Source organism: Novosphingobium sp. HR1a (genome assembly GCF_015594425.1).
Lineage (GTDB): Bacteria > Pseudomonadota > Alphaproteobacteria > Sphingomonadales > Sphingomonadaceae > Novosphingobium > Novosphingobium resinovorum_A.
The window spans coordinates 47905-69729 of the sequence record NZ_JABXWS010000051.1; the positions used below are offsets into that span (position 1 = coordinate 47905).

A 21825-nucleotide genomic window follows, 5' to 3' on the forward strand; every position below is an offset into this window, starting at 1 on the left:
GACGTAAAGGTCAATGCGTCCCGCCGTTCTTCTTCAGGCTCTCTTCCATCCGCGCGATCTGTTCCGGCGTGGCTTCGCTCTGGTGCTTTGCCTTCCATTCGTCGAACGGCATCCCGTGGATCACCGCGCGGGCGGCAGCTTTGTCGCCTTCGTACCCCGCATCGCGAATCCAGTCGGCCAGGCAATTGCGGCAAAAGCCCGCCAACCCCATCAGGTCGATGTTCTCGGCATCGTGGCGCTGCTGGAGGTGGCGCACAAGGCGACGGAACGCGGCAGCGGCCACGGCGTCATCTATCGTATCAATGTTATCCTTGCCGTTCATAATCGCACCGATCGTCCTTGGTTTGTCATCACGCCTTTGCCATATGGGGCCCAGTTTCCGGAAGAGGCAGTAAACTTGGTCAGCACCATTCCTTCGGGCGCCCTGAACGCAAATGGGCCCTATCGTCGTTCTCCCCACCATCGCGGCATCAAGCGCCAGCGCAAGGTAAAGATCCTCGCAACGCTGGGCCCGGCAAGCCGCGACAAGGAGACGATCGCCAAGCTGCTCAAGGCCGGCGCCGACGCTTTCCGCGTCAACATGAGCCACGGCGACCACGACACCCACCGCGAGACGATCGCCAACATCCGCGCGGTCGAGAAGGACCTGGAGCGCCCCGTCGCGATCCTGTGCGACCTGCAAGGCCCCAAGCTGCGCGTCGGCCAGTTCGAGGGCGGCAAGGCCTTCCTGCGCCACGGCGCCCACTTCACGCTCGACCGTGACCCGACCCCGGGCAACGACGAACGCGTTTGCCTGCCGCATCCCGAACTCTTCGGCATCCTCCAGAAGGGCCAGCGCCTGCTGATCGACGACGGCAAGCTGCGCCTCATCGTCATCCGCGCCGAACCGGACGCGATACTGTGCAGCGCCGAAGTCGGCGGCCCGATCTCCGATCGCAAGGGCGTCAATATTCCCGATGCCCTGATCCCGATCCCGGCCCTGACCGAGAAGGATCGCCGCGACCTCGCTTTCGCGGTCGAGCAGAAGGCGGACTGGATCGGTCTCTCCTTCGTCCAGCGCCCCGAGGACGTCGCTGAAGCGCGCCGCCTGTCGGGCGGCCAGGGCGCGATCATGGCCAAGATCGAAAAGCCCGCAGCCGTCGAAAGCCTCGACGAGATCATCGAGCTGTCGGACGGCATCATGGTCGCACGCGGCGACCTCGGCGTGGAACTGCTGCCCGAGGAAGTGCCGCCGATCCAGAAGCACATCATCGAAAAGACCCGCGCGCTGGGCAAGCCGGTCGTCGTCGCCACGCAGATGCTGGAATCGATGATCACCAGCCCCTCGCCCACCCGCGCCGAAGTCTCCGACGTCGCGAACGCGGTCTACGACGGCGCCGACGCGGTCATGCTCTCGGCTGAGACGGCAGCGGGCCAGTGGCCGGTCGAGGCGGTGACCATCATGGACCGCATCGCCGCCAAGGTCGAAAGCGACACGACCTATCGCGAACGCATCCACCTCACCCGTACCCCGCCCGACGCGACCAGCGCCGACGCCCTGTCGGAAGCCTGCGCGCAGATCGCCGATACCCTGACGATCGAAGGCATTGTGGTGTTCACCGGCTCGGGCGGCTCCGCCCGCCGCGTGGCCCGCGAACGCCCCGCCGCGCCGATGCTGGTGCTCACGCCCTCGCAGCCCACCGCACGCCGCATCGCACTGCTGTGGGGCGCACACGCCGTCGTCACCCGCGACATCGGCAGCTTCGAGGAGATGATCGCCAAAGGCAAGCGCATGGCCCTGCGCCACGGCTTCGGCGCGGCCGGATCGCGGCTGGTGGCGCTGGCTGGCGTGCCGTTCGGCGTGCCGGGCTCCACCAACCTGCTGCATATCGTGACGCTGACCGGCAACGAGCTGGATACGCCGAAGTAAGAAGGAAAAAGGGGAGAATCTGGGGCCATCGCCCCAGACCCCGTTACTGTCGTCGCCGTGCGTGCAGCGGCGTCAGGCACATATTGCGCCGCAGGCTACAAGTCTCCCGACGAAGCGTCAGTGCGTAACGAAGCTACGCGCGCGACCTCGACGGTATACGGGGTGCAGGGGTGGTAAACCCCTGCGTCTCCCTCACCTTCTGGCTTTGGCCGGACTTCCCACGACGGTAACCCCTGCGGCTACGTCACGCGTCACCACGCTCCCCGCACCGACAATCGCATCATCTCCGATCGTAACGCCCGGCATGATGAGCGCCCCGGCGCCGATCCAGACATTGCGCCCGATGCGGATGGGCACGCCCCATTCGAGGCCGCTCGCCCGTTCGACCGGATCGCGTGGGTGGTCCGCCGTCAGGATTTGCACGCCCGAGCCGATCTGCGTTCCGTCGCCGATGGTCACCTCCACCACGTCGAGGATGACGCAGTTGAAGTTCAGGAACACCCCGCGCCCGAGACTGATGTTGTACCCGTAGTCGCAATGGAACGGCGGCCGGATGGTCGCCCCTTCGCCCACCGCGGCGAAGCGTTCGCGCAGCAGTGCATCGCGGTCGGCAAGGTCGATGGTGCGGTTGTACGCGGCCATCCATTCGGCTGCCGCGCGCTGGTCGGCAACGATTTCCGGGCAGGATGCGCGGTAGGGCTCGCCCGCCAGCATCTTCTGCTTTTCGGTGCGCTCCATTGTCACGCGCGCTTGCCGAACAGTGCGCTGCCGACGCGCACTTGTGTAGCGCCGAGCAGCACGGCGGTCTCGAAATCATCGCTCATGCCCATCGAGAGCTGGTCGAGCCCCCCATCGGCGTTATTGTCGGCCGCGATCTTTGCCAGCAGCGCGAAGAACGGCGCCGCCTCGATCCCGGCGGGGGGGACGCACATCAGGCCGACGACGGGAATGCCCGCTTCCCGCGCCGAAGCGAGGAGCACGGGGACATCGGCGATGGCGCAACCGCCCTTCTGGTCCTCCGCACCGATGTTGACCTGGATGAAGCACGGGACCTTGCGGGCCGCCTTTTCCATCGCCTTGCCCAGCGCCGCGACCAGCGAGGGGCGATCGACGGAATGGATGCAGTCGAACAGCGCGACGGCATCCTCCGCCTTGTTCGACTGAAGCTGGCCGACAAGGTGCAGCTTAACGTCGGGGTAGGCCGTGCGCAGGGCGGGCCACTTCGCCTCGGCTTCCTGCACGCGGTTTTCGCCGAAGACGCGCTGGCCGGCAGCGAGCAGCGGCTCGATCGCCTCGGCGTCGTGGGTCTTGGAGATAGCGATGAGTTCGATCGCCTCGGGCTTGCGTCCGGCGATCTCGGCGGACCTGGCGATGCGGGCGCGGATGTCTTGTAGCTGATCCATGGCGCGCTGCTATAGCGTCCTCGTGAAGAACCGCCAGCCGTCCCTTCCCAAGCTCTGGCTTATCAGCGATGCCCGCAACGATGCGCGGCTGGAGCATGCACTGGCGCGGCTCCCGCGCGGGTCCGGGCTGGTGTTCCGGCACTATCATCTTTCTCCCGAGGCGCGGCAGACGCGGTTCGATGCACTGCTCAGGCTGGCGCGCCGGCACGGGCATCGCACGGTGCTGGCGGGAGATACTGCGCTGGCCCGTCGCTGGCGGGCGGATGGGGTTTATGCCTCGCCCGAAAGGCTGGGCCGCAAGCAAGGCGTGCTACGCTTGGCCACCGTCCATTCGCTGCGTGAGCTGGCCATCGCGCATCGGACCGGAGCAGACGCGGTGCTGGTTTCCCCGGTCTTTCCAACCGCTTCGCATCCCGGTGCACAAACACTCGGCGCGGTGGGGCTGAAACTGCTGTCCGCACGGGCGCGGGTTCCCGTCATCGCACTAGGCGGAATGACGCGGCACCGCGCCCGAACCGCGCGGATCGCCCGCTGGGCGGCGATAGACGGCCTGAGCTAACGCCCTTGCCAAACGGGCTTGCGCTTTTCCGCGAAGGCCCGCGGCCCTTCCTGCGCGTCGTGCGAGTTATAGGCATGCTCATGCGCCGCCCGCGCCGCAGCCAGTGCCGCGCTGCGACCCATCTCGGTCGAGAGCATCACCGTCTCGCGCGCAGCCTTCACCGAGAGCGGCGCGCCTTCCAGCACTTCGCGCGCCAGATCCAGAGCCGCATCCAGCACCGCGCCGGGCTCGGCAAGACGGTTGACGAGGCCGATCTCGTAAGCGCGCTCGGCGCTGATCGGCTTGCCGGTCAGCACGATCTCCATAAAAATGCGCTGCCCGATCATGTGGATCAGCGGGGCCGCCCATGGACTGCCGCGCCCGACCTTGACCTCGGTAATCGCGAACTTCGCAGCGGTGGAGGCCACGCACAAGTCGCAGGCCTGCGCGATCATCCAACCGCCCGCGAAAGCGACGCCGTTCACTGCGGCGATGGTCGGCTTCGACAGTTCGATGGTGTCGTAAGGCAATGCGTACATGTCACGCGGAGGCACGGCCATACCGGTCTCGACCATCTCCTTGAGATCGCCCCCGGCGCAGAACGCCTTGTTGCCGCTGCCGGTAAGGATCGCGATGCGCAGGGCGTCATCGGCCTCGAACTGCGCCCATGCCGCCCGCAGGCCCTCGCGAACTTCCCGGGTGAGGGCGTTGCGCTGCTCGGGGCGATTGATGGTGATGACGGCAATGCCGTCCTTGCGCGCATTGAAAAGCACGGCATCCTGCATGTCAGAACCCCCTTCTGGCGATCTCGAACGCCTCGCGCTCCAGACCCTCGCGAAAATCCGGATGCGCCACCGCGGCCAGCCGCCGCGCGCGTTCGGCCAGGGTCTGGCCCTTGAGCTGCGCGGCCCCGAACTCGGTGACCACTACGTCTACCTCGCTGCGCGCACTGGTGACGGGACCGGAAAGCGCGGGCACGATCTTGCTGATCGTTCCGCCTTTTGCCGTGGCCGCCAGCACCATCAGCGAAGCACCGCCCGGCGAGCGCGCGCCCGCCCGCACGAAGTCCACCTGCCCGCCAGTGCCTCCCATGTAGGCCGCGCCGGACTGCTCGGCATTGACCTGCCCGGTGAGATCGACTTCCAGCGCCGAATTGATGGTGACGAGGCGAGAGAGCTGCCCCAGCACCCCCGCGTCGTGGGTATAGCTGGTCGGCGTCATGCGGATCGCCGGATTCCCTTGCGCCCAGTCGTAGAGCCGCCGCGTGCCGATCAGCGCGCCGTTGATCGAGACGCCCCGGTCGATCTCCTTGCGCGCATTGGTCAGCACCCCCGCCTCGGCCAGATCGACGAGGCCGTCACCCAGCATCCCCGAATGGACGCCGAGGTCGCGCCGGTCGTGCAGCAGCCGCAGGATCGCATCGGGCACCGCGCCCACGCCGGTTTGAATCACCGAACCGTCGCCGATGAATTCCGCACAGAGCCGCGCGATCGCCTCATCAGTCGGACTGATCTTTGCGGGCATGACCTCGACCGGCATGCGCGAGACCGGCACTGCCACGTCGATCGCGCTGGCCGGGATCGTCTCGCCGGGAACGAAGGGCACCTGCTCGTTGACCTCGGCGATGACCACGCGGGCCTTGTCCACGGCGGCGCGCACGTAGTCGGAAATGAGGCCGCAGGAGTGCTCGCCCGCCGCGTTGGCAGGGCTGACCTGGATCATCGCCACGTCGCAGCGCATCACGCCTGCGGTGATGAGCGGCGCGACCTGGCTGACGTGGACCGGAATGACGTCGAGTGCGTTCGCTTTTGCCATCACGCGCAGCGCCCCGATCGCGCCCATCGACGAAAGGCGGAAGGCGGATGCCGTTTCAGGCGTGAACAGGCCGGAAAAGCTGGTGGCGATGAAGGCGTGGAGATCGCCGATGCGCGCGCCCTGTTCGGCCAGTGCCTCGACAAGCGTGGTCGGCTCGCCGCAAGCCTGCCCGAAGACGATGTGGTCGCCGGGCCGCAGGTAGGGGATGAGGTCGATCATGCCGTCGTCCCGGACTTGATCCGGGACCGGTGGCGATCTTTGGCCGGACCTTCTCGGCAAGACGCCCTGCTGGGCTCTGGGCTGTTCGTGGCCAGCGGTCCCGGATCAAGTCCGGGACGACGACGATACATGCTCACGGCTTACCCGCCTGCCGCAGCAGCCGCTCGGCGCGGGCAAGATAGGGCCTGTCGAGCATGCCACCCTTCCAGCCGATCGCGCCGACGCCGGGGTTGGCGGCGAAGACATCGACGATCTCCTGCGCTTCGGCGATCTCGGCCTCGGTGGGGGTGAAAGCCGCGTTGATAACGGGCACCTGTGCCGGGTGGATCGCCATCATGCCCCTGAAGCCGTCGCGGCGGACCTTCTCGGCGCGGGCTCTCAGGGCTTCGAGGTCGCGGAAGTCGGCGCTGATCGTCTCGATCGCGGTGACCCCGGCCGTCGCCGCACCAAGCACCGTCAGGCTGCGCGCCAGTTCGTAGGTGAAGGAATAGGAACCATCATCGTTGCGGTTGGACGAGGCGCCGATCGAATCCGCAAGGTCCTCCGCGCCCCAGGTCACCGCCACCACGCGCGGGGCGCCCTTGTAGCTGCCGGTGTGGAACATCGCCTCGGCCGTCTCGGTGATGAGGACGATGACGGGGGTGGAGCCTTCCTCGATCCCGTTCGCCACTTCCAGCGCTGAGAGGCAGTGGTCCAGCTTCTCCACATCCGCCCGGCCGTAGACCTTGGGCAGCATGATGCCGCCGGGATGCGCGGGCATCACCGCCGCGAGGTCCGCCAGCGTGTGCGGCCCGTCGAAGGGGTTGATCCGCACCCACAGGCGCGCGCGCTGCTCGGGGTTGGCCTTGATGAAGTCATGCACCAGCGGACGCGCGGCGGCCTTGGCGTCAGGGGCGACGGCGTCTTCAAGGTCGATCAGGACGATGTCGGCCTCGCCTTCCATTGCCTTGGTCATCTTGCGCTCGCTGTCGCCTGGCGCGAACAGCCAGGAACGGGCGGTGGCGGGGGTGTGAACCAAAGTCATCGTCTCTCCAAATTCGTCATCCCGGCGAAGGCCAGGACCGCTGGCCGGGGCCAGCCTTGCTTGCGCCGGGGCGCCTTGCCGATGGGGCCTTATCTAAAGACAGCCACCGGTCCCGGATCAAGTCCGGGACGACGACGGTAACGCTCAATAGCTTCTCGGCAGTTCCAAAACCCTCTCGGCGATGTAGTTCATGATCTGGTGTGGGCTCACCGGAGCGATGCGCGGAATCATGACTTCCCGCAGGTAGCGCTCGACGTGGTATTCCTGCGCGTAGCCCATGCCGCCCATCGACATCACCGCAGTCTGGCACGCCTCGTAACCGGCCTCGGCGGCGAGGTATTTGGCGGCGTTCGCCTCGGTCCCGCATTCGAGGCCCTTGTCGAACAGGGTCGCGGCCTTGAACACCATGAGGCTGGCGGCTTCCACCTGCATCCAGGCCTTGGCGAGCGGGTGCTGGATGCCCTGATTCTGGCCGATCGGACGGCCGAAAACCACGCGCTCCTGCGCATATTTGGACGCCTTCTTTATCGCCACGCGCCCCAGCCCGGTGGCCTCGGCGCCCAGCAGGACGCGCTCGGGATTGAGTCCCTGCAGGAGGATCTTGAACCCCTGCCCTTCCGCGCCGATGCGGTCCTCCTCGGGAATGAAGAGGTCGGTGATGAACAGCATGTTCGAGCCCACCGCATGCCGCCCCATCTTCGGGATCAGGCGGTGCTCGACCGATTTTCTGTCTATCCTGCAATAGAATAGCGTCAGCCCCTCGGTCTTCTTTTTGACCTCTTCCAGCGGCGTGGTGCGGGCGATGAGGAGCATGCGGTCGGCGACGTGAGCGTTGGTGATCCAGATCTTCTCGCCATTGACCTTGTAGCCGCCCGGCACCTTCTCGGCGCGGGTCTTGAGGCTGGTGGTGTCGAGGCCGGTGTTGGGCTCGGTCACCGCGAAGCACATCTTCTCCTCGCCCGACAGGATCGGCGGAATCATGCGCTTTTGCTGTTCTTCGGTGCCGAACAGGGTGACCGGCTCAAGCCCGAACACCGGCCCGTGAATCGCCGAGGCCGCCGTCATCCCGCCACCGCTTTCCGCCACCGCCTGCATCATCACCGCCGCCTCGGTGATGCCGAGGCCCGCGCCGCCGACCGCCTCGGGCATGGCGACGCCGAGCCAGCCGGCCTCGGCCATCGACTTGTGGAACTCGAAGGGGAATTCGCCAGAGCGATCCTTTTCGAGCCAGTACTCGTCCGGGAACTGCGAGCAGTGCTTCAGGACCGCTTCGCGAATGTCCTGCTGGTCCTGATTCAGGGAGAAATCCACGCTTTTCCGGCCCTCTTGCCCATTTTACCGTTGCGAGAAGGCTAGCAGCGCCGCGCCGCCGAGACAACTGATTGTTCCGATATGCGTACGTTGAACGGTAATGCGTATAGATATACAAGTCTCGCGGGAGATCGACACAATGGCACTCAACGATACCATAACGGCACCTAACGGCCCTCTGGCGGGGCTCAGGGTGATCGACCTGACCAGCGTGGTGTTCGGACCCTACGCCACGCAGATCATGGCCGACATGGGCGCCGAAGTGATCAAGGTGGAGCCGCCCGAGGGCGACAATACCCGCTGGATCACCACCGGCCCCGTACCCGGCATGGGCGGCATCTATGTCAACGTGAACCGGGGCAAGCGCGGGGTCATGCTCGACCTTCGGCAAGAGGAAGACCGCGAATCGCTGTGCCGCCTGATCGCCACCGCCGACGTCTTCATCCACTCGATGCGCGGCAAGGCGATCGCCAGGCTCGGCTTCGATTACGAGTCGGTCCGCGCGATCCGGCCCGACATCGTCTACACCAACTGCTACGGTTATTCGCGCCGGGGGCCCGAGGCCGACAAGCCCGCCTACGACGACACCATTCAGGCCGAGTGCGGCATCCCCCATGTGCAGGGGCTGATGAACGGCGAGCCCGGCTATGTCGCCACGATCATGGCCGACAAAGTGGCGGGCCTCCACGCGCTCTACGCGACGATGATGGCGCTGTTTCACCGCGAACGGACCGGCGAGGGGCAGGAAGTCGAAGTCACGATGTTCGAGGCGATGTCCTCGTTCATGCTGGTCGAGCATGCCAACGGCGCGATGTTTGCCCCGCCGACGACGCCTGCGCACTACCACCGCGCAGTCGAGCCCAACCGGCGGCCGTATAAAACGAAGGACGGCCACGTCGCCGCACTCATCTACAACGACAAGCACTGGAACGCTTTCGTCGCCGCCGTGAATCCGCTCTGGGCCAGCGAGGAGTTCGCCACCCTCGCCCAGCGCGCGAAGCAGATCGGCCGCGTCTACGGCCTGCTCGGCGAGACGTTCCTTACCCGGACCACGCAGGAATGGCTCGATACCCTGCAGGCGCTGCATATCCCCTGCGCCCGGCCGCAATCGACTGACGAGCTGTTCGACAACGAACACCTCAATGCCATCGGCTTCTTCGAGGAGGTGGAAACGCCGCAAGGCCCGGTGCGATTCCCCGGCGTGCCGACGTGGTTCTCGAAGACCCCCGGCAAAGTGCGCGGCCCCGCTCCTACGCTCGGTCAGGACAACTCCGAACTGCTCACAAAAGTCGCTTCGAGCGTCGCCCCGGCGATAGCAGGCGAGTCGCAGTGAACACCCCTGTTGATTTCACCTGACAGCATTAGGAACCTTACGCTAACCAACTGTTCAAAGCGCCCCAGAGCGTGACCCAAGCGGATCGAGAAGAAAGGCACTCACGATGTACGACGACCAGCCTGCGGCTGACACGCTCGCCCCCGAGGCTCCGGCCGGTGCGAAGAAGAAGGGCACGCCCGTCTTCAAGCGCATCCTCGACCTGTTCGAGGCCGAGGGCATCCGCACCCTGTTCGGCATTCCCGATCCCAACTTCGTGCACCTCTTCCTCGAAGCGGAAACGCGCGGCTGGACCGTCGTGTCGCCGCACCACGAGGCGTCCGCAGGCCACATGGCCGCTGCCGCCGCGCGTATCACCGGCAAGCCGGCGCTGTGCATCGGCACGCTCGGGCCGGGCATGGCCAACCTGATGCCGGCGATCCAGTGCGCCAAGGTCGAGAACGATCCGATCATCGTGATGGGCGGCCAGCGCGCCCGCATCACCGAGCGCCGCGTGCGCCGGGGCCGCATCCAGTTCGTGCGGCAGGAGCCGATGATCGAGGATTCGGTGAAGTTCTCCAGTTCCATCGAATATGCCGACCAGACCGACGAGATCGTCCGCGAGGCGATCCGCGTCGCCCTGTCGGGCACCCCCGGTCCGGCCTACATCGAGTTCCCTGCGCACATCATCCTGGAAGAACTCGACCTGCCGCCGGTGCTGCCGCCGCACCGCTATCGCCTGACCGACCAGGGCGCCGACGGCGACCGGATCGCCGAAGCGGCCGAGATCATCAAGAACGCCAAGAACCCGGTGCTGCTCGTCGGCCACGGCGTCCACACCTCGAAGTCGGGCGCGGCGGTGCGCGAACTGGCCGAACTGATGCAGTGCCCGGTGATCCAGACCTCGGGCGGCACCTCGTTCATCGAAGGGCTTGAGGACCGCACTTTCCCTTATGGTTTCTCCGAAGCCTCGATCGACGCGGTGGTCGAAAGCGACTGCTGCGTTGCGCTCGCCACCGAACTGGGCGAGCCGAGCCACTACGGCCGCTGGCGCCACTGGGTCGACAACGAGGCCAACCGCAAGTGGATCTACGTCCAGCAGGACCCCACCGCGATCGGCGTCAACCGCCCGATCGACGTGCCGCTGGTCGGCGACGTGCGCGCCGTTGTGCCGCAGCTTTCGCGCGCCCTGAAGGCGCTCGGCGGCCGCAGCGCTTCGCCCTCGCTCTCCGAATATATCCAGCGCGACGCGCAGCAGCTGGAGGAACTGGCCGAGGACGCAGGCTCCAAGTCCGACGGCTCCACCGCCAAGATGCACACCAGCCAGTTCGTCACCGAAGCGACCAAGGCCTTCCCCAAGGACGGCATCCTGATCCGCGACGGCGGCGCCACGGTGATCTTCCAGTGGACCTACTCGCAGGCCAAGCCGCATGACGTGATCTGGAACCAGAACTACGGCCACATCGGCACCGGCCTGCCTTACGCGACCGGCGCCATGCTCGCCGACCAGGCCGCCACCGGCAAGGTACGCCCCGGCATGCTGCTGACTTCGGACAGCTCGTTCCTGTTCCACGTCGGTGAGCTGGAAGTGGCGGTGCGCAAGAACCTGCCGCTGGTGATCGTCGTCGGCGTCGATTTCCAATGGGGTCTCGAAGTGGGCGTCTACAAGCGCACCTTCGGCCACGGCACCAAGGAAACCGGCGTCCACTGGTCCGACAAGGTCCGTTTCGACAAGATCGCCGAGGGCTTCGGCGCAGCGGGCGAGTATGTCGAGAAGGCCGCCGACATCGGCCCCGCCATCGAGCGGGCCTATGCACGCGGCGGCTGCACCGTGATCCACGTGCCCATCGACCCGGCGGCGAACTCGGAGGAAATGCCGAACTATTCGGAATTCCGCACCTGGTACGCCGAAGGCACGCAGTAACAACCAAGATCCTCCCCCTGCGGGGGAGGGGGACCATGCGAAGCATGGTGGAGGGGCACGCGCGGCTTACGTGACGTCTCGTAATCCGATGGTGCCCCTCCACCCCCGCTGCGCGGCGGTCCCCCTCCCCGCCCGCGGGGAGGATGGGAGAGAGCATCATGCGCAGCTACACGCAGTTCTACATCGACGGCCGCTGGACCAGCCCCGTCACCCCGAAAACCGCCGAAGTCATCAACCCCGCCACCGAGGAAGTCTCCGGCGAAATTTCGCTGGGCTCCCCCGCCGACGTCGACCTTGCCGTCGCCGCCGCCCGCCGCGCCTTCGCCACGTATGGCGATAGCAGCGTCAAGGACCGCCTCGACCTTCTCGAAGCCATCCAGGCCGAATACGAACGCCGCGAAGCCGAACTCGGCGAGGCGATCATGGTCGAGATGGGCGCTCCCAAGGGCCTCGCCAACGGCTTTCACACCCTGCTCGGCAAAGGCCACCTCGGCACCGCGATCGAGGTGCTGAAGGAGTTCAAGTTCGAGGAACAGCGCGGCGTTACCCTGATCCGCAAGGAACCGATCGGCGTCTGCGGCCTGATCACGCCGTGGAACTGGCCGATGAACCAGACCTGCGTGAAAATCTTCCCGGCGCTGGCGGCAGGCTGCACGATGATCCTAAAGCCCCCGCAACTCGCGCCCTATTCCGCGCAGATCCTCGCCGAGATTCTCGACAAGGCGGGCGTCCCGGCTGGCGTGTTCAACATGATCCAGGGCCAGGGCTCGGTGATCGGCGCGGCGCTGTCCCGGCATGAGGACGTCGACATGATCTCCTTCACCGGCTCCGAACCCGTGGGCGTGCAGATCCAGAAGGACGCCGCCGACACCGTCAAGCGCGTCGGCCTCGAACTCGGCGGCAAGAGCGCGTGGATCGTGCTCGACGATGCCTCTCTCGCGGCGAACGTCGCGGGCGCGACGGCGGGCATGATGGGCAATTCCGGCCAGACCTGCTCGGCCGGTTCGCGCCTGCTGGTCCCCGCCTCCCGCCTCGACGATGTGAAACGCGCCGCCGCCGAGGCCGCCAGCGGCGTCACCGTGGGCGACCCGCAGAGCGATGTGGCGATGGGACCGGTCGTGTCCAAATCGCAGTACAACATCATCCAGCAGTACATCGAGAAGGGCCTTGAAGAAGGCGCGCAGCTGATCGCCGGTGGCCTCGGCCGCCCCGAGGGCCTGGACAAGGGCTGGTACGTGAAACCGACCGTGTTCGTCGGCACCAACGACATGGTCATCGCCCGCGAGGAAATCTTCGGCCCGGTGCTGGTCGTCATCCCCTACGATGACATCGACGACGCAGTGCGGATCGCCAACGATTCGAATTTCGGCCTCGGCGGCTACGTCTCGGGCGAGGATCTGGACACCTGCCGCGCCGTCTCGCGCCGGATGCGCACGGGGGCGATCTGGGTGAACGGCGGCTTCGACTTCCACGCGCCGTTCGGCGGCTACAAGCGCTCGGGCAACGGGCGCGAGTGGGGCGAGTTCGGGTTCCACGAATATCTGGAAGTGAAATCGGTCATCGGTTGGAACTAAGAGGAAGTCCTGGGGCCCCCGAACACTTTGGCGCCCCAGACCCCTTTACTGTCGAGGATATGCGCGCGGCCGCGTTTCGCGCCCACTTCGAGCCGGAAGACAAAAAGCCTGCGGCGCCATGAGGAGCTGAGGTGGCTGCACGCGCAGCGACGACAGTATGGGGGTCTGGGGCAATGGCCCCAGGACTTCTTCCCTTCCTCCTTCCGACCCGCTAAGAACCCGCCCGTGGGCACCATCAGGCACTTCTTCCGGCACCGTCCGGCGCTTGCGGCATTGCTGCTGGCCGCCGCGCTGTGCCTCAAGGCGCTGGTCCCCACCGGCTACATGCCCACCGCGTCCGAGACCGGCACAGTCGTCATGCTCTGTTCGGGCACGACGATGACCGTGGAGATTCCCGTCAAGGGCGCCCATCCGGACAATGGCGCCACCACCGCCGACCACCCGTGCGCCTTCGCCCCGCTGAGCGCGGCACTGACCGGCGCCGACTTCGCGCCGCTGGTACTGGCGGCGCTGGCTTTCGTCTTCGTCGCCGCGATCCTGCGCCGCGACCTCGCACTGCCTGCGACCGGCGCCCGGATCAGGCCGCCCAGTCAGGCGCCGCCGCGCTTCATCTGAACCCGTAAAAGCCCGGCCGTTTCGCGGCCTACAGCTACTCGCCCGCCTCCAGTGCGGGCCGTTCAGGTGAATTTTCCATGCTCCGTAGATTGCTCGCGCTCGGCGCGGCTCCGCTTGCCCTGTTTCCCGTCCATGCCTTCGCCGAAGAGGCGGACGAATCCACCATCCTCGTCGTCGGCCAGCGCGACCGCGACATCAGCCTCGACGCGCGCGGGTTGTCGGTCAGTCTCGGCGACGAACAGTTCGAGGGCGTCAACGCCCGCAACGTCGAAGACCTCATGAAGTACGCGCCCGACTTCTTCGTGCGCACCCGCTATGCCGGAGACTCCAACGGCGTACCGGGCTTTCGCGGCACCCATTCCACCCAGAGCGCACGGACGGTGGTGATGGTGGACGGCTTCACGGTGTCCAACTCCCTCGGCAACTCCTTCGCCTATGCGCCCAAGTGGGGCGTCGTCGGCCCCGGCGAGGTGGAGCAGTTCGACGTCGTCTACGGCCCTTACTCGGCACGCTATGCGGGCAATGCGATGGGCGGCGTGGTCAACATCACCACCCGCTCGCCCGAGAAGACCGAGGCCTTCGCCACCATGCAGGCCATGGCCCAGCCCTACGACCAGTACGGGACCCACGACACGTACTACGGCTATTCCGCCGAGGCCGGGTTCGGTTTTCGGCAGAAAGAAGGCCCGTGGTCCGTGCGCATCTCGGGCCGCCATTTCCGCAACACCGGCCATCCGCAGATGTTCTACGGCCTGACGCCCTCCACCGGCACCGCCGCCGTGACCGCAGTGACCGGCGCAATCGTCGATCCCAGACAGGCCGTCGCCGGTTCGCCGGGCACTAGCACCAACCCGATCTTCGCCGCGCAGAGCCCGGCCAAAACCACGCAGGATCAGGCCAAGCTGCGCCTCGGCTACGACGGCGCATCGGGCGTGACCGGCGAGTTCCTGCTGGCCTACTGGCACAACCTCGACAGCCAGACCGCTCCCGACTGCTACTTGCGCGATGCGGGCGGTAATGCGGTATGTGGCGGCCTCGTCTCGGCAGGTGGCAGGAACTACACCGCCAGCGGCGCCAACTGGTCGCGCACCGTGCGGGACGAACTGCTGGCGGGCCTCAAGCTCTCCGCCCCGCTGTCCGATGCGGTGGAGGTGCAGGCGAACGTCTCCACCTACCAGATCCTGCGCTCGGACGGCTTCACCTCGACCAGTTGGACCAACGGCGCCAACGACGGCGCGGGCCGCCTTGCCCGGCAGGGGCCGACCTACTGGTGGACCGGAGAACTCTCGGCCACCGCGCACCTCGGCAGCGTCGAACTTGCGGGCGGCGGCAGCGCGAATCTCTACAAGACCGACCTCACCAACTACACCTTGGCAAACTGGCGCAGCGATACGGGCAAGGCGATCTCCACCCGTACCTTCGGCAAGACGCGTAACCTTGCCGCATGGGGAGAACTGCGCATCCCGCTCGATCCGGTAACCCTGACACTGGGCGCCCGCTACGAGGACTGGCGCGCCTTCGACGGCGGCCTCGCCCGCGTGAGCACGGCGGGCGCGGTGGTCACCAACCGTTACGACGGCCGCCATGCCACCGGCTTCCAGCCCAAGGCATCGCTGGAATGGGCCGTCGATCCCGACACCCGCGTGCAGCTCAGCCTCGCCAGGGCGGTGCGCTTCCCCACCGTGGGCGAACTGTTCCAGGGCAGCCTGAACGGCGACGGCACCTTCAACGAAGACAGCTTCGATCCGAACCTGAGGCCCGAGCGCTCGACCGACGCGAACCTTCTCGTGGCGCACGACTTCGGCCATGTGAAGCTGACCGGCTCGGCGTTCTGGCAGCGGGTGAAGGACACGATCTTCGCGTTCTACGGCTTCAACCAGAACGGGGTGAGCACCTCGAACTTCAAGAACGTCGACGTCACTCGCCAGTACGGCTTCGAACTGATCGCCGAAGCCCGCGACGTCCTCATCCCCGGACTCGACATCGACGCCAACGCCGCCTGGATCGATTCCGTCACCGTGCGCAACGACGCCGCCCCGGCCGCCGAGGGCGTGCAATTCCCCCGCATCCCGCGCTGGCGCCTCAACGGCAACCTGCGCTACCGGGTGGCAGAGCCGGTGCTCGTCTCCATCGGCGTGCGCTATGCCAGCCGCCCCAACACCGACCTGTTCGGCCTCCAGCGCGGCGATACCTACGGCTATACGTCCGAGCTGTTCGCGCTCGACGCCCGCGTCAGCTGGGACGTGACGCAGCAGCTTCGGGTCAGCGCCGGCATCGACAACATCACCAACGACAGGGCCTGGGTCTACCACCCCTACCCGCAGCGCAGCTTCCTCCTCGAAGCGGGATGGACGCTGTGAGCACCGCGACGATCCCTGCCGGGCCGCGCACCGAACGCTGGTATCGTGCGGTCTGGCGCTGGCATTTTTACGCGGGGCTGTTCTGCCTGCCTTTCGTGCTCTGGCTTTCGGTGACGGGCGGCCTCTACTTGTTCAAGCCGCAGATCGAAGCCGTGATCTACGCACCTTACCGCAATGTCGCCTCCGGACCGGCGCTGGCGCCCGAGGCGATCGCCGCCAGCGCCGTCGCGGCGGTGCCGGGTTCGGTGCTGCACAAGTACGTCCTGCCCGAAAGCCCGCGTGATGCGGTGCAAATCCTCGTCGGCAGGGGCGCCGGAGACGTGCGCGTCTGGGTCGATCCCCAGACCGGCGCGGTGCTTCATCAGGTGCCCGAGGAGGACCGCCTCATGCGGGTCGTCTTTCGCCTCCACGGCGAATTGCTGGCCGGGAACCTGGGCTCCGCGCTGGTCGAGACGGCCGCGTGCTGGACGCTGGTGATGCTGCTGACCGGCCTGTTCCTGTGGTGGCCGCGCGGCGGGGCGAGGCTGGCTGGCCTGCTCTACCCGCGCCTGCGCCGGGGCCGCGCGCTGTTCTGGCGCGATATCCATGCCGTGACGGGCCTTTGGATATCGCTGGGCGCCCTGTTCCTGATCGTCTCCGGCCTGCCATGGGCGAATGCATGGGGCGACTATTTCCGGCAGGTCCGCGTGGTGACCGGCACAGCGTCGGGACGGCAGGATTGGTCCGCCGGCTCCACCACCGAAAGCGCCCGCCGCGCCCGCGAAGACGCCGCGATGCGCGCGATGATGTCCGAACATGCCGAGCATCACGGCCAAATGACTATGGGCTCGATGGCGCACATGGCCCCGCCGCCCGCCGCCCTCAACGCGGTGATCACGAGGGCCACAAGTCTGCACTTCGCCGCTCCGGTCGAGGTCAGCCCGCCGACAGCGCCCGGCACCCCGTGGCAGGTCCGCAGCCAGGCCGAGAACCGCCCCCGCCGCGACAGCGCCGAGATCGCCTCCGACGGCCGCGTGGTCGGCGTGGAGCGCTTCGCCGACCGCCACTGGATCGACCGCGCGGTGGGCTACGGCGTGGCGATCCACGAGGGCGCCTGGGCCGGTCTCGCCAATCAGCTGCTCAACCTCGCGGTGCTGGCCGGGCTCGTCCTGCTGTGCGTATCGAGCGCGGTCCTGTGGTGGCGCCGCCGCCCCGGCGGGGGCCTCGGCGCCCCGCAGAGCCTTGCCCCGCTGCATCATTCATGGGCGCTGGTCCTGCTGGTACTGGCGCTGGCGGCAGCGATGCCGCTGTTCGGCCTGTCGCTGGGGCTGGCGGCGATTACGGAGGCGGTGCTCGGCCGCATCGCCCCGCGCCTGCACCTGTGGATGGGGTGGCGGAAAAAAGCTGCATCCGGATGATGCGGGCCGCGGGGAGTGGGGAGCGGGCGCCATTCGCCGGAGGGTGACAGTTGGCGCCGGCTCTGCGATGTTCGTCGCTTCTGGCGCTTGCGTGCAAGCAACGAAGATTCACCAAGGCGTGATGGCCGACCTGTTCAAGACACTCTCCAAGGCAGCACGCCTCGTCCGCAAGGGCCGCCCGATGTCGGCGCTGATCGCCATGCAGGACGGGCTCAAGCCGACGGCGGCGCCCAGAACCAGGTTGCCGAAGGCCCCCCGGCGCAAGCAGGCAAAGCCCGCAGCGGCCCGGCAGCCGCGTCCGGCGCCCGGAACTTTCGGCGCGCACGAGTTCGATTGCCGGCACGGCGCGATTCACTTCCGGCTATATACGCCGCGCGGCCCGAAGCGCCGGAACCGCCCCCTCGTCGTCATGCTGCACGGTTGTTCGCAGACCGCATCCGACTTCGCGACCGGCACCGGCATGAACGAACTGGCCGACGAACTGGGTTGCCTCGTCCTCTATCCGCAGCAGTCGCAGCGGGCGAACCTGGCGCGGTGCTGGAACTGGCACCGTCCAAGGAACCAGGCGCGCGGCGAAGGAGAGCCGGCGCTGATCGCGGCCCTGACCCGCCATGTCCTCGCGATTGCCGCGGGCAATTCGGAACGGGTCTTCATCGCGGGCATTTCGGCGGGCGGCTCGGCCGCCGCGATCGTCGGGGCGGCCTATCCGGACCTGTTCATCGCGGTGGGCGTCCATTCCGGGGTCGCACGCGGCACGATCCGGACCTTGCCCTCGGCGCTCGCCGCCATGCGCGGGGACAAGCGGGCCGGATTCACCGGCAGGGCGACCCGCCCCCTGCCCACCATCGTCTTCCACGGCGACGAGGACCGCGTCGTCCATCCGTCCAATGCAGCGGGTTTCCTCAACACCCTGGAACGCTCGCAGCCCGGCCCGCTGATTTCGCGCACGTATTATGGAAAATCCGACAAGGGCCGGGATTTCACGCGCAAGGTCTATCGCTCGTCGAGCGGGAACACGCTGCTCGAGGACTGGACCATTCACGGAAGCGGCCATGAATGGTCGGGCGGCAGCGCCTCCGCATCCTACACCGATCCACTGGCGCCGAACGCATCGCGGGAAATGATGCGCTTCTTCCTCTCGCAAAGGAGAGCGAATTGACGCCGGAGCCGCCGCGAAACCGGGATGACGGCGGCACGATGGCGCCCAGGCAGTTCGAGATCGACGGCAGCACCATGACCGACATCGCCTCGTTCTATGCGCAGATGAACCGGCTGCTCATGGACGGAGAATCGTGGGCGCTGGCCGAAAGCCTCGATGCCCTGAACGACGTGCTCTACGGCGGCTACGGCGCCATCGCAGGGCGCGAGCCTGTCCGCTTCGTCTGGAAGGACATCGCCGCGACGCGCGCCGCGCTGGGCCGCGAGGCGACCTGCGCCTTCCTGCGCGAACGGCTGAAGACGAGAACGATGTTCAACGGCTCTCCCATCGTCGATCAGCTGGCCGCGCTGGAAAGCGGCTTGGGCACCACTTACTTCGACGTCGTGATGCAGGTCTTCGCAGACCATCCCAATATAGAGATCGTGCCGGCATGAGCCGGAAAAGCGATCGATCGGTGTACGCGCTGTCACGATTTGCCGGCTCGCCCGTTGGTCACCGATAAGGCAGGACAAGAGGCGAACCGATGACCCCCAAGCCGTCCAGAGGCATGGAAATGGAACTGAAGCTGGAGCTGGATGCGGCGGGCATGGATGCCCTCGGCGCGTCGGAGCTGCTGGCTGCTGCGCCGGGCGCCGTGTCACAGCGCGCCATCTACTTCGACACGCCCGACCAGAGCCTGCTGCGCGGCGGGCTGTCGCTGCGCATCCGCCGGGAAGGCGACCGCCGGGTCCAGACGGTCAAGGCTTCCGGCGCCACCGCGGGCCTGTTCGTTCGGCCGGAATGGGAATTCAAAGTCGCGGACGACCAGCCCGTGCTCGATCATACCAGCCCGGTCCGCGCCCTGATCGGCACCGGCACCGAAGCGATCGCGACTGTTTTCGCCGTCGAGAACGAACGCCGCCAGTGGATGGACGGCGGCATCGAGATTTCGCTCGACGACGGCCGCGTGATCGCCGGAGATCGCAAGACGTCGTTCGCAGAGGTCGAGCTGGAGCACAAGAGCGGCGATCCGGCCGCGATCTTCGCGCTTGCCCGGAAAATCGACGCGGTGGCTCCGGTCCAGCTTGGCGTGATGAGCAAGGCGGAACGCGGTTACCGGCTTCTCGGCCCCGCACCGACCGCCACCAAGGCGCACCGCGTGGCGCTGGACGAAAGCATGACGGTGGCCAGTGCGCTTCAGGCCATCGGTTTCGCCTGCCTGCGCCACTATCGCCTCAACCTCCCGCTCGTGCTGGATCACCGGGATGCCTCAGCGCTCCATCAGGCCCGCGTGGCGATCCGGCGGCTGCGGTCCGCGCTCACCATCCACAAGAGCGTGTTCGTCGATCGTACCGTGCCGAGGCTGAACACGGAACTGCGCTGGCTGGCGGCCGAACTCGGGAAGGCACGCGACATCGACGTGCTGCTCAAGCGGACCGGGCAGAGTGCGATCAGGACGCAATTGCTGGAAGCCCGGGCCGCGGCCTACGACGCGGTGGGCATCGCCCTGCAATCGGCGCGGGCGCGAGGGCTCATGATCGATCTCTTAGAATGGCTGAGCATGGGCGAGTGGCTGCGCGACGACACCAACGCCGAGGCCGCGGCGACACCGGTGCCCGGCTTCGCGGCGAGGACCCTGCGCAAACTGCGCAAGAAGGTAAAGCGGCAGGGCCACGGACTTGAGGCGCTGGACGACGAGAGCCGCCACGAACTGCGCAAATCGGCCAAGAAGCTGCGCTACGCCACGGAGTTCTTCGCTGCATTGTACGACCGCAAACGCGATCGCCGGCGGTTCAAGCGCTTCCTGTCGGCCCTCGAAGACCTGCAAGACAGCCTCGGCGACCTCAACGACCTGTCCGCGGCGTCAGAAACGCTGCGGCGGCTCGGCATCACCGGCGGGGATGCGGATGGACGCGCGGGCGACCCGAAGGCAAAGGCAGCCCTGCTGGAGCAGGCCGCCGCCCATCATGACAGCCTGATCGGCGCCAAGCGGTTCTGGACGTAGCATCCTCGAGATGAGCCGCGGGCTTCGCCGGCGGGCTCGCGGGCGGATGATGGCAAGGGATTGCAGCCCAACACCGCCGCCTGCCACCGACGTCCCGTCATCCGGACCGACGATCCGGTGACTGGCCCCGATGCCGTCACCCTCTAAAATCCGAGATCGCCAAGACCCGTATGTGCGTCGGGACGCCGGCCCAGGGGCCAGTGAAAGCGCCGGTCTTCCACTGCGATCGGCGTGTCGTTGATGCAGGCAAGGCGCCTTTGCATCAGCCCGGTTTCGTCGAATTCCCAGTTCTCGTTGCCATACGAGCGGAACCAGTTGCCGCTGTCGTCATGCCATTCGTATGCGAAGCGCACGGCGATGCGGTTGTCACGAAAGGCCCACAGCTCCTTGATCAGCCGGTAATCCAGCTCCCGCTGCCACTTGCGCGTCAGGAACGCGATGATGGCGGGGCGGCCGTTCAGGAATTCGCCGCGATTGCGCCACTGGCTGTCCGGCGTATAAGCCAGCGCGACCTTTTCGGGATCACGGCTGTTCCAGCCATCCTCGGCAAGGCGGACCTTCTCGGCCGCCGTCTCCAGCGTGAAGGGCGGCAAAGGCGGGCGTGGACTTTCCATCATGCTTCTCCTCGTTTTTCGAGCCGGAGGCGCAGGGCTGCGTTCTCTGCTTCCAGTTCGGCCATCCGCTCGTGCAGCGGGCGCACCGCCTGTTCGATCTCCCGCTCGGTGAAGCGGGGGGTGATGTGCTGGGGGCAATTCCAGTCGAACGCCTTCAGCCGGAACCGGAAGATGCGCTCGGGCCGCGCCTTGTAGCCCTTGTCCATGACGCGTTCGGTCAGTGCCGGGTCCTCGTCAAGCGACAGCTTGTCGACATGGGCATAGATCTTGAGCCGCATGCGGCGCGGATAGTCCATCAAGAACAGCGAGGCCCGGTCGTTCGCGGCCAGATTGCCGGTGCTGATGTACTGGCGGTTGCCGCGATAGTCGGCGAAGGCCAGCGTGCGCTCGTCGACCATCTTGAGGAACCCGGCGGGGCCGCCGCGGTGCTGGACATAAGGCCAGCCGTCTTCCGAGACGGACCCCATGTAGAAGCTGTCGCGCGCGGCGATGAAGGCGGCCTCGTTCGCGGTGAACCGGTCGAATTCGCGGTTCCCCTCGAAATGGGCCCACTGCCTGTCCGCGCCCATCTCCGCCTGCGCCGCGCGGACGCTGGGGGTCATGGCGATATCGAGAAATCCGTAAGACATGGCGTATCTTCCGATTTGAGGCGGGGGCAGTTCGCGAC

At 66.9% G+C, this 21825-nt stretch carries 20 protein-coding genes; 11 read left to right on the forward strand and 9 right to left on the reverse strand.

Going from position 1 to position 21825, the window contains the following annotated elements; genetic code table 11:
* Positions 1–10: 10 nt before the first annotated feature.
* Positions 11–322, reverse strand: coding sequence for a DUF1244 domain-containing protein (locus HWN72_RS13810; protein WP_008828000.1), 312 nt, complete (start codon positions 320–322; stop codon positions 11–13).
* Positions 323–424: 102 nt separating this feature from the next.
* On the opposite strand from HWN72_RS13810, the gene pyk reads away from it, so the two are divergent.
* Complete coding sequence (gene pyk, locus HWN72_RS13815) at positions 425–1909, forward strand: pyruvate kinase (RefSeq protein ID WP_036526484.1); 1485 nt, start codon at positions 425–427, stop codon at positions 1907–1909.
* A 192-nt stretch (positions 1910–2101) separates the two neighbouring features.
* Here the strand turns inward: pyk and HWN72_RS13820 are convergent, their stop codons facing one another.
* Positions 2102–2647: a sugar O-acetyltransferase gene (locus HWN72_RS13820; protein ID WP_008828002.1), complete on the reverse strand. Its 546-nt coding sequence runs from the start codon at positions 2645–2647 to the stop codon at positions 2102–2104.
* Between the two features lie 2 nt (positions 2648–2649).
* The gene (locus tag HWN72_RS13825; protein ID WP_211150474.1) at positions 2650–3312 is read right to left on the reverse strand and encodes a YggS family pyridoxal phosphate-dependent enzyme; all 663 of its coding nucleotides are present in this window, start codon (positions 3310–3312) and stop codon (positions 2650–2652) included.
* Between HWN72_RS13825 and HWN72_RS13830 the strand changes: the two genes are divergently transcribed.
* Positions 3311–3871 (forward strand): thiamine phosphate synthase, encoded by a 561-nt coding sequence (locus tag HWN72_RS13830; RefSeq protein ID WP_211150475.1) that lies wholly within the window; start codon positions 3311–3313, stop codon positions 3869–3871. The two genes, HWN72_RS13825 and HWN72_RS13830, sit on opposite strands and share 2 nt — an antisense overlap.
* Here the strand turns inward: HWN72_RS13830 and HWN72_RS13835 are convergent.
* The 4 genes from HWN72_RS13835 to HWN72_RS13850 all read right to left on the reverse strand — a co-directional run bounded on the left by HWN72_RS13835 (position 3868) and on the right by HWN72_RS13850 (position 8219).
* Positions 3868–4635, reverse strand: coding sequence for an enoyl-CoA hydratase/isomerase family protein (locus HWN72_RS13835; protein WP_211150476.1), 768 nt, complete (start codon positions 4633–4635; stop codon positions 3868–3870). The genes HWN72_RS13830 and HWN72_RS13835 overlap by 4 nt on opposite strands.
* A 1-nt stretch (position 4636) precedes the next feature.
* Entirely contained in the window at positions 4637–5884 is a 1248-nt protein-coding gene (locus HWN72_RS13840) for an acetyl-CoA hydrolase/transferase family protein (protein ID WP_008828006.1), read from the reverse strand.
* 133 nt (positions 5885–6017) lie between these two features.
* Positions 6018–6908, reverse strand: coding sequence for a CoA ester lyase (locus HWN72_RS13845; RefSeq protein ID WP_008828007.1), 891 nt, complete (start codon positions 6906–6908; stop codon positions 6018–6020).
* A gap of 144 nt (positions 6909–7052) precedes the next feature.
* Complete coding sequence (locus tag HWN72_RS13850; protein WP_008828008.1) at positions 7053–8219, reverse strand: acyl-CoA dehydrogenase family protein; 1167 nt, start codon at positions 8217–8219, stop codon at positions 7053–7055.
* 139 nt (positions 8220–8358) lie between these two features.
* Between HWN72_RS13850 and HWN72_RS13855 the strand changes: the two genes are divergently transcribed.
* The 9 genes from HWN72_RS13855 (at position 8359) to HWN72_RS13895 (ending at position 20544) form a co-directional block, all read left to right on the forward strand.
* The gene (locus HWN72_RS13855) at positions 8359–9552 is read left to right on the forward strand and encodes a CaiB/BaiF CoA-transferase family protein (RefSeq protein ID WP_211150477.1); all 1194 of its coding nucleotides are present in this window, start codon (positions 8359–8361) and stop codon (positions 9550–9552) included.
* 106 nt (positions 9553–9658) lie between these two features.
* The gene (locus HWN72_RS13860; protein WP_202902853.1) at positions 9659–11455 is read left to right on the forward strand and encodes a thiamine pyrophosphate-binding protein; all 1797 of its coding nucleotides are present in this window, start codon (positions 9659–9661) and stop codon (positions 11453–11455) included.
* Positions 11456–11613: 158 nt separating this feature from the next.
* Entirely contained in the window at positions 11614–13029 is a 1416-nt protein-coding gene (locus tag HWN72_RS13865) for an aldehyde dehydrogenase family protein (protein WP_036526976.1), read from the forward strand.
* Positions 13030–13254: 225 nt separating this feature from the next.
* Complete coding sequence (locus HWN72_RS13870) at positions 13255–13644, forward strand: hypothetical protein (RefSeq protein WP_008831027.1); 390 nt, start codon at positions 13255–13257, stop codon at positions 13642–13644.
* Between the two features lie 77 nt (positions 13645–13721).
* Entirely contained in the window at positions 13722–16004 is a 2283-nt protein-coding gene (locus HWN72_RS13875) for a TonB-dependent receptor (protein ID WP_211150478.1), read from the forward strand.
* Positions 15992–17401 carry a PepSY domain-containing protein gene (locus tag HWN72_RS13880; protein WP_051211516.1) on the forward strand — a complete coding sequence of 470 codons (1410 nt, stop codon included), beginning with the start codon at positions 15992–15994 and terminating at the stop codon, positions 17399–17401. The genes HWN72_RS13875 and HWN72_RS13880 overlap by 13 nt, the downstream gene beginning before the upstream one ends.
* A gap of 121 nt (positions 17402–17522) precedes the next feature.
* Positions 17523–18560 carry a PHB depolymerase family esterase gene (locus HWN72_RS13885; RefSeq protein WP_211150479.1) on the forward strand — a complete coding sequence of 346 codons (1038 nt, stop codon included), beginning with the start codon at positions 17523–17525 and terminating at the stop codon, positions 18558–18560.
* On the forward strand, positions 18557–18994 hold the full coding sequence (locus HWN72_RS13890; protein ID WP_081799066.1) for a barstar family protein: 438 nt from the start codon (positions 18557–18559) through the stop codon (positions 18992–18994). Before HWN72_RS13885 ends, HWN72_RS13890 begins: the two co-directional genes overlap by 4 nt.
* A 119-nt stretch (positions 18995–19113) precedes the next feature.
* The gene (locus HWN72_RS13895; protein ID WP_248006006.1) at positions 19114–20544 is read left to right on the forward strand and encodes a CHAD domain-containing protein; all 1431 of its coding nucleotides are present in this window, start codon (positions 19114–19116) and stop codon (positions 20542–20544) included.
* Positions 20545–20687: 143 nt separating this feature from the next.
* Here HWN72_RS13895 and HWN72_RS13900 read toward each other — a convergent pair whose 3' ends face one another.
* Both HWN72_RS13900 and HWN72_RS13905 read right to left on the reverse strand, forming a co-directional pair.
* On the reverse strand, positions 20688–21158 hold the full coding sequence (locus tag HWN72_RS13900) for a nuclear transport factor 2 family protein (protein ID WP_008831034.1): 471 nt from the start codon (positions 21156–21158) through the stop codon (positions 20688–20690).
* A complete protein-coding gene (locus HWN72_RS13905; protein ID WP_008831035.1) occupies positions 21158–21787 on the reverse strand; it encodes a pyridoxamine 5'-phosphate oxidase family protein in 630 nt (209 codons plus the stop codon). Before HWN72_RS13905 ends, HWN72_RS13900 begins: the two co-directional genes overlap by 1 nt.
* Positions 21788–21825: the final 38 nt, after the last annotated feature.

What these genes read in the sequence shown, in the direction of transcription:
- HWN72_RS13810 (WP_008828000.1), bottom strand. Translation starts at nt 322, where the DNA reads ATGAACGGCAAGGATAACATTGATACGATAGATGACGCCGTGGCCGCT.
- HWN72_RS13865 (WP_036526976.1), top strand. Translation starts at nt 11,614, where the DNA reads ATGCGCAGCTACACGCAGTTCTACATCGACGGCCGCTGGACCAGCCCC.
- HWN72_RS13860 (WP_202902853.1), top strand. Translation starts at nt 9,659, where the DNA reads ATGTACGACGACCAGCCTGCGGCTGACACGCTCGCCCCCGAGGCTCCG.
- HWN72_RS13875 (WP_211150478.1), top strand. Translation starts at nt 13,722, where the DNA reads ATGCTCCGTAGATTGCTCGCGCTCGGCGCGGCTCCGCTTGCCCTGTTT.
- HWN72_RS13825 (WP_211150474.1), bottom strand. Translation starts at nt 3,312, where the DNA reads ATGGATCAGCTACAAGACATCCGCGCCCGCATCGCCAGGTCCGCCGAG.
- HWN72_RS13895 (WP_248006006.1), top strand. Translation starts at nt 19,114, where the DNA reads ATGGAACTGAAGCTGGAGCTGGATGCGGCGGGCATGGATGCCCTCGGC.
- HWN72_RS13845 (WP_008828007.1), bottom strand. Translation starts at nt 6,908, where the DNA reads ATGACTTTGGTTCACACCCCCGCCACCGCCCGTTCCTGGCTGTTCGCG.
- HWN72_RS13820 (WP_008828002.1), bottom strand. Translation starts at nt 2,647, where the DNA reads ATGGAGCGCACCGAAAAGCAGAAGATGCTGGCGGGCGAGCCCTACCGC.
- HWN72_RS13900 (WP_008831034.1), bottom strand. Translation starts at nt 21,158, where the DNA reads ATGGAAAGTCCACGCCCGCCTTTGCCGCCCTTCACGCTGGAGACGGCG.
- HWN72_RS13855 (WP_211150477.1), top strand. Translation starts at nt 8,359, where the DNA reads ATGGCACTCAACGATACCATAACGGCACCTAACGGCCCTCTGGCGGGG.
- HWN72_RS13835 (WP_211150476.1), bottom strand. Translation starts at nt 4,635, where the DNA reads ATGCAGGATGCCGTGCTTTTCAATGCGCGCAAGGACGGCATTGCCGTC.
- HWN72_RS13840 (WP_008828006.1), bottom strand. Translation starts at nt 5,884, where the DNA reads ATGATCGACCTCATCCCCTACCTGCGGCCCGGCGACCACATCGTCTTC.
- HWN72_RS13905 (WP_008831035.1), bottom strand. Translation starts at nt 21,787, where the DNA reads ATGTCTTACGGATTTCTCGATATCGCCATGACCCCCAGCGTCCGCGCG.
- HWN72_RS13830 (WP_211150475.1), top strand. Translation starts at nt 3,311, where the DNA reads ATGGCGCGCTGCTATAGCGTCCTCGTGAAGAACCGCCAGCCGTCCCTT.
- HWN72_RS13880 (WP_051211516.1), top strand. Translation starts at nt 15,992, where the DNA reads ATGGACGCTGTGAGCACCGCGACGATCCCTGCCGGGCCGCGCACCGAA.
- HWN72_RS13885 (WP_211150479.1), top strand. Translation starts at nt 17,523, where the DNA reads ATGGCCGACCTGTTCAAGACACTCTCCAAGGCAGCACGCCTCGTCCGC.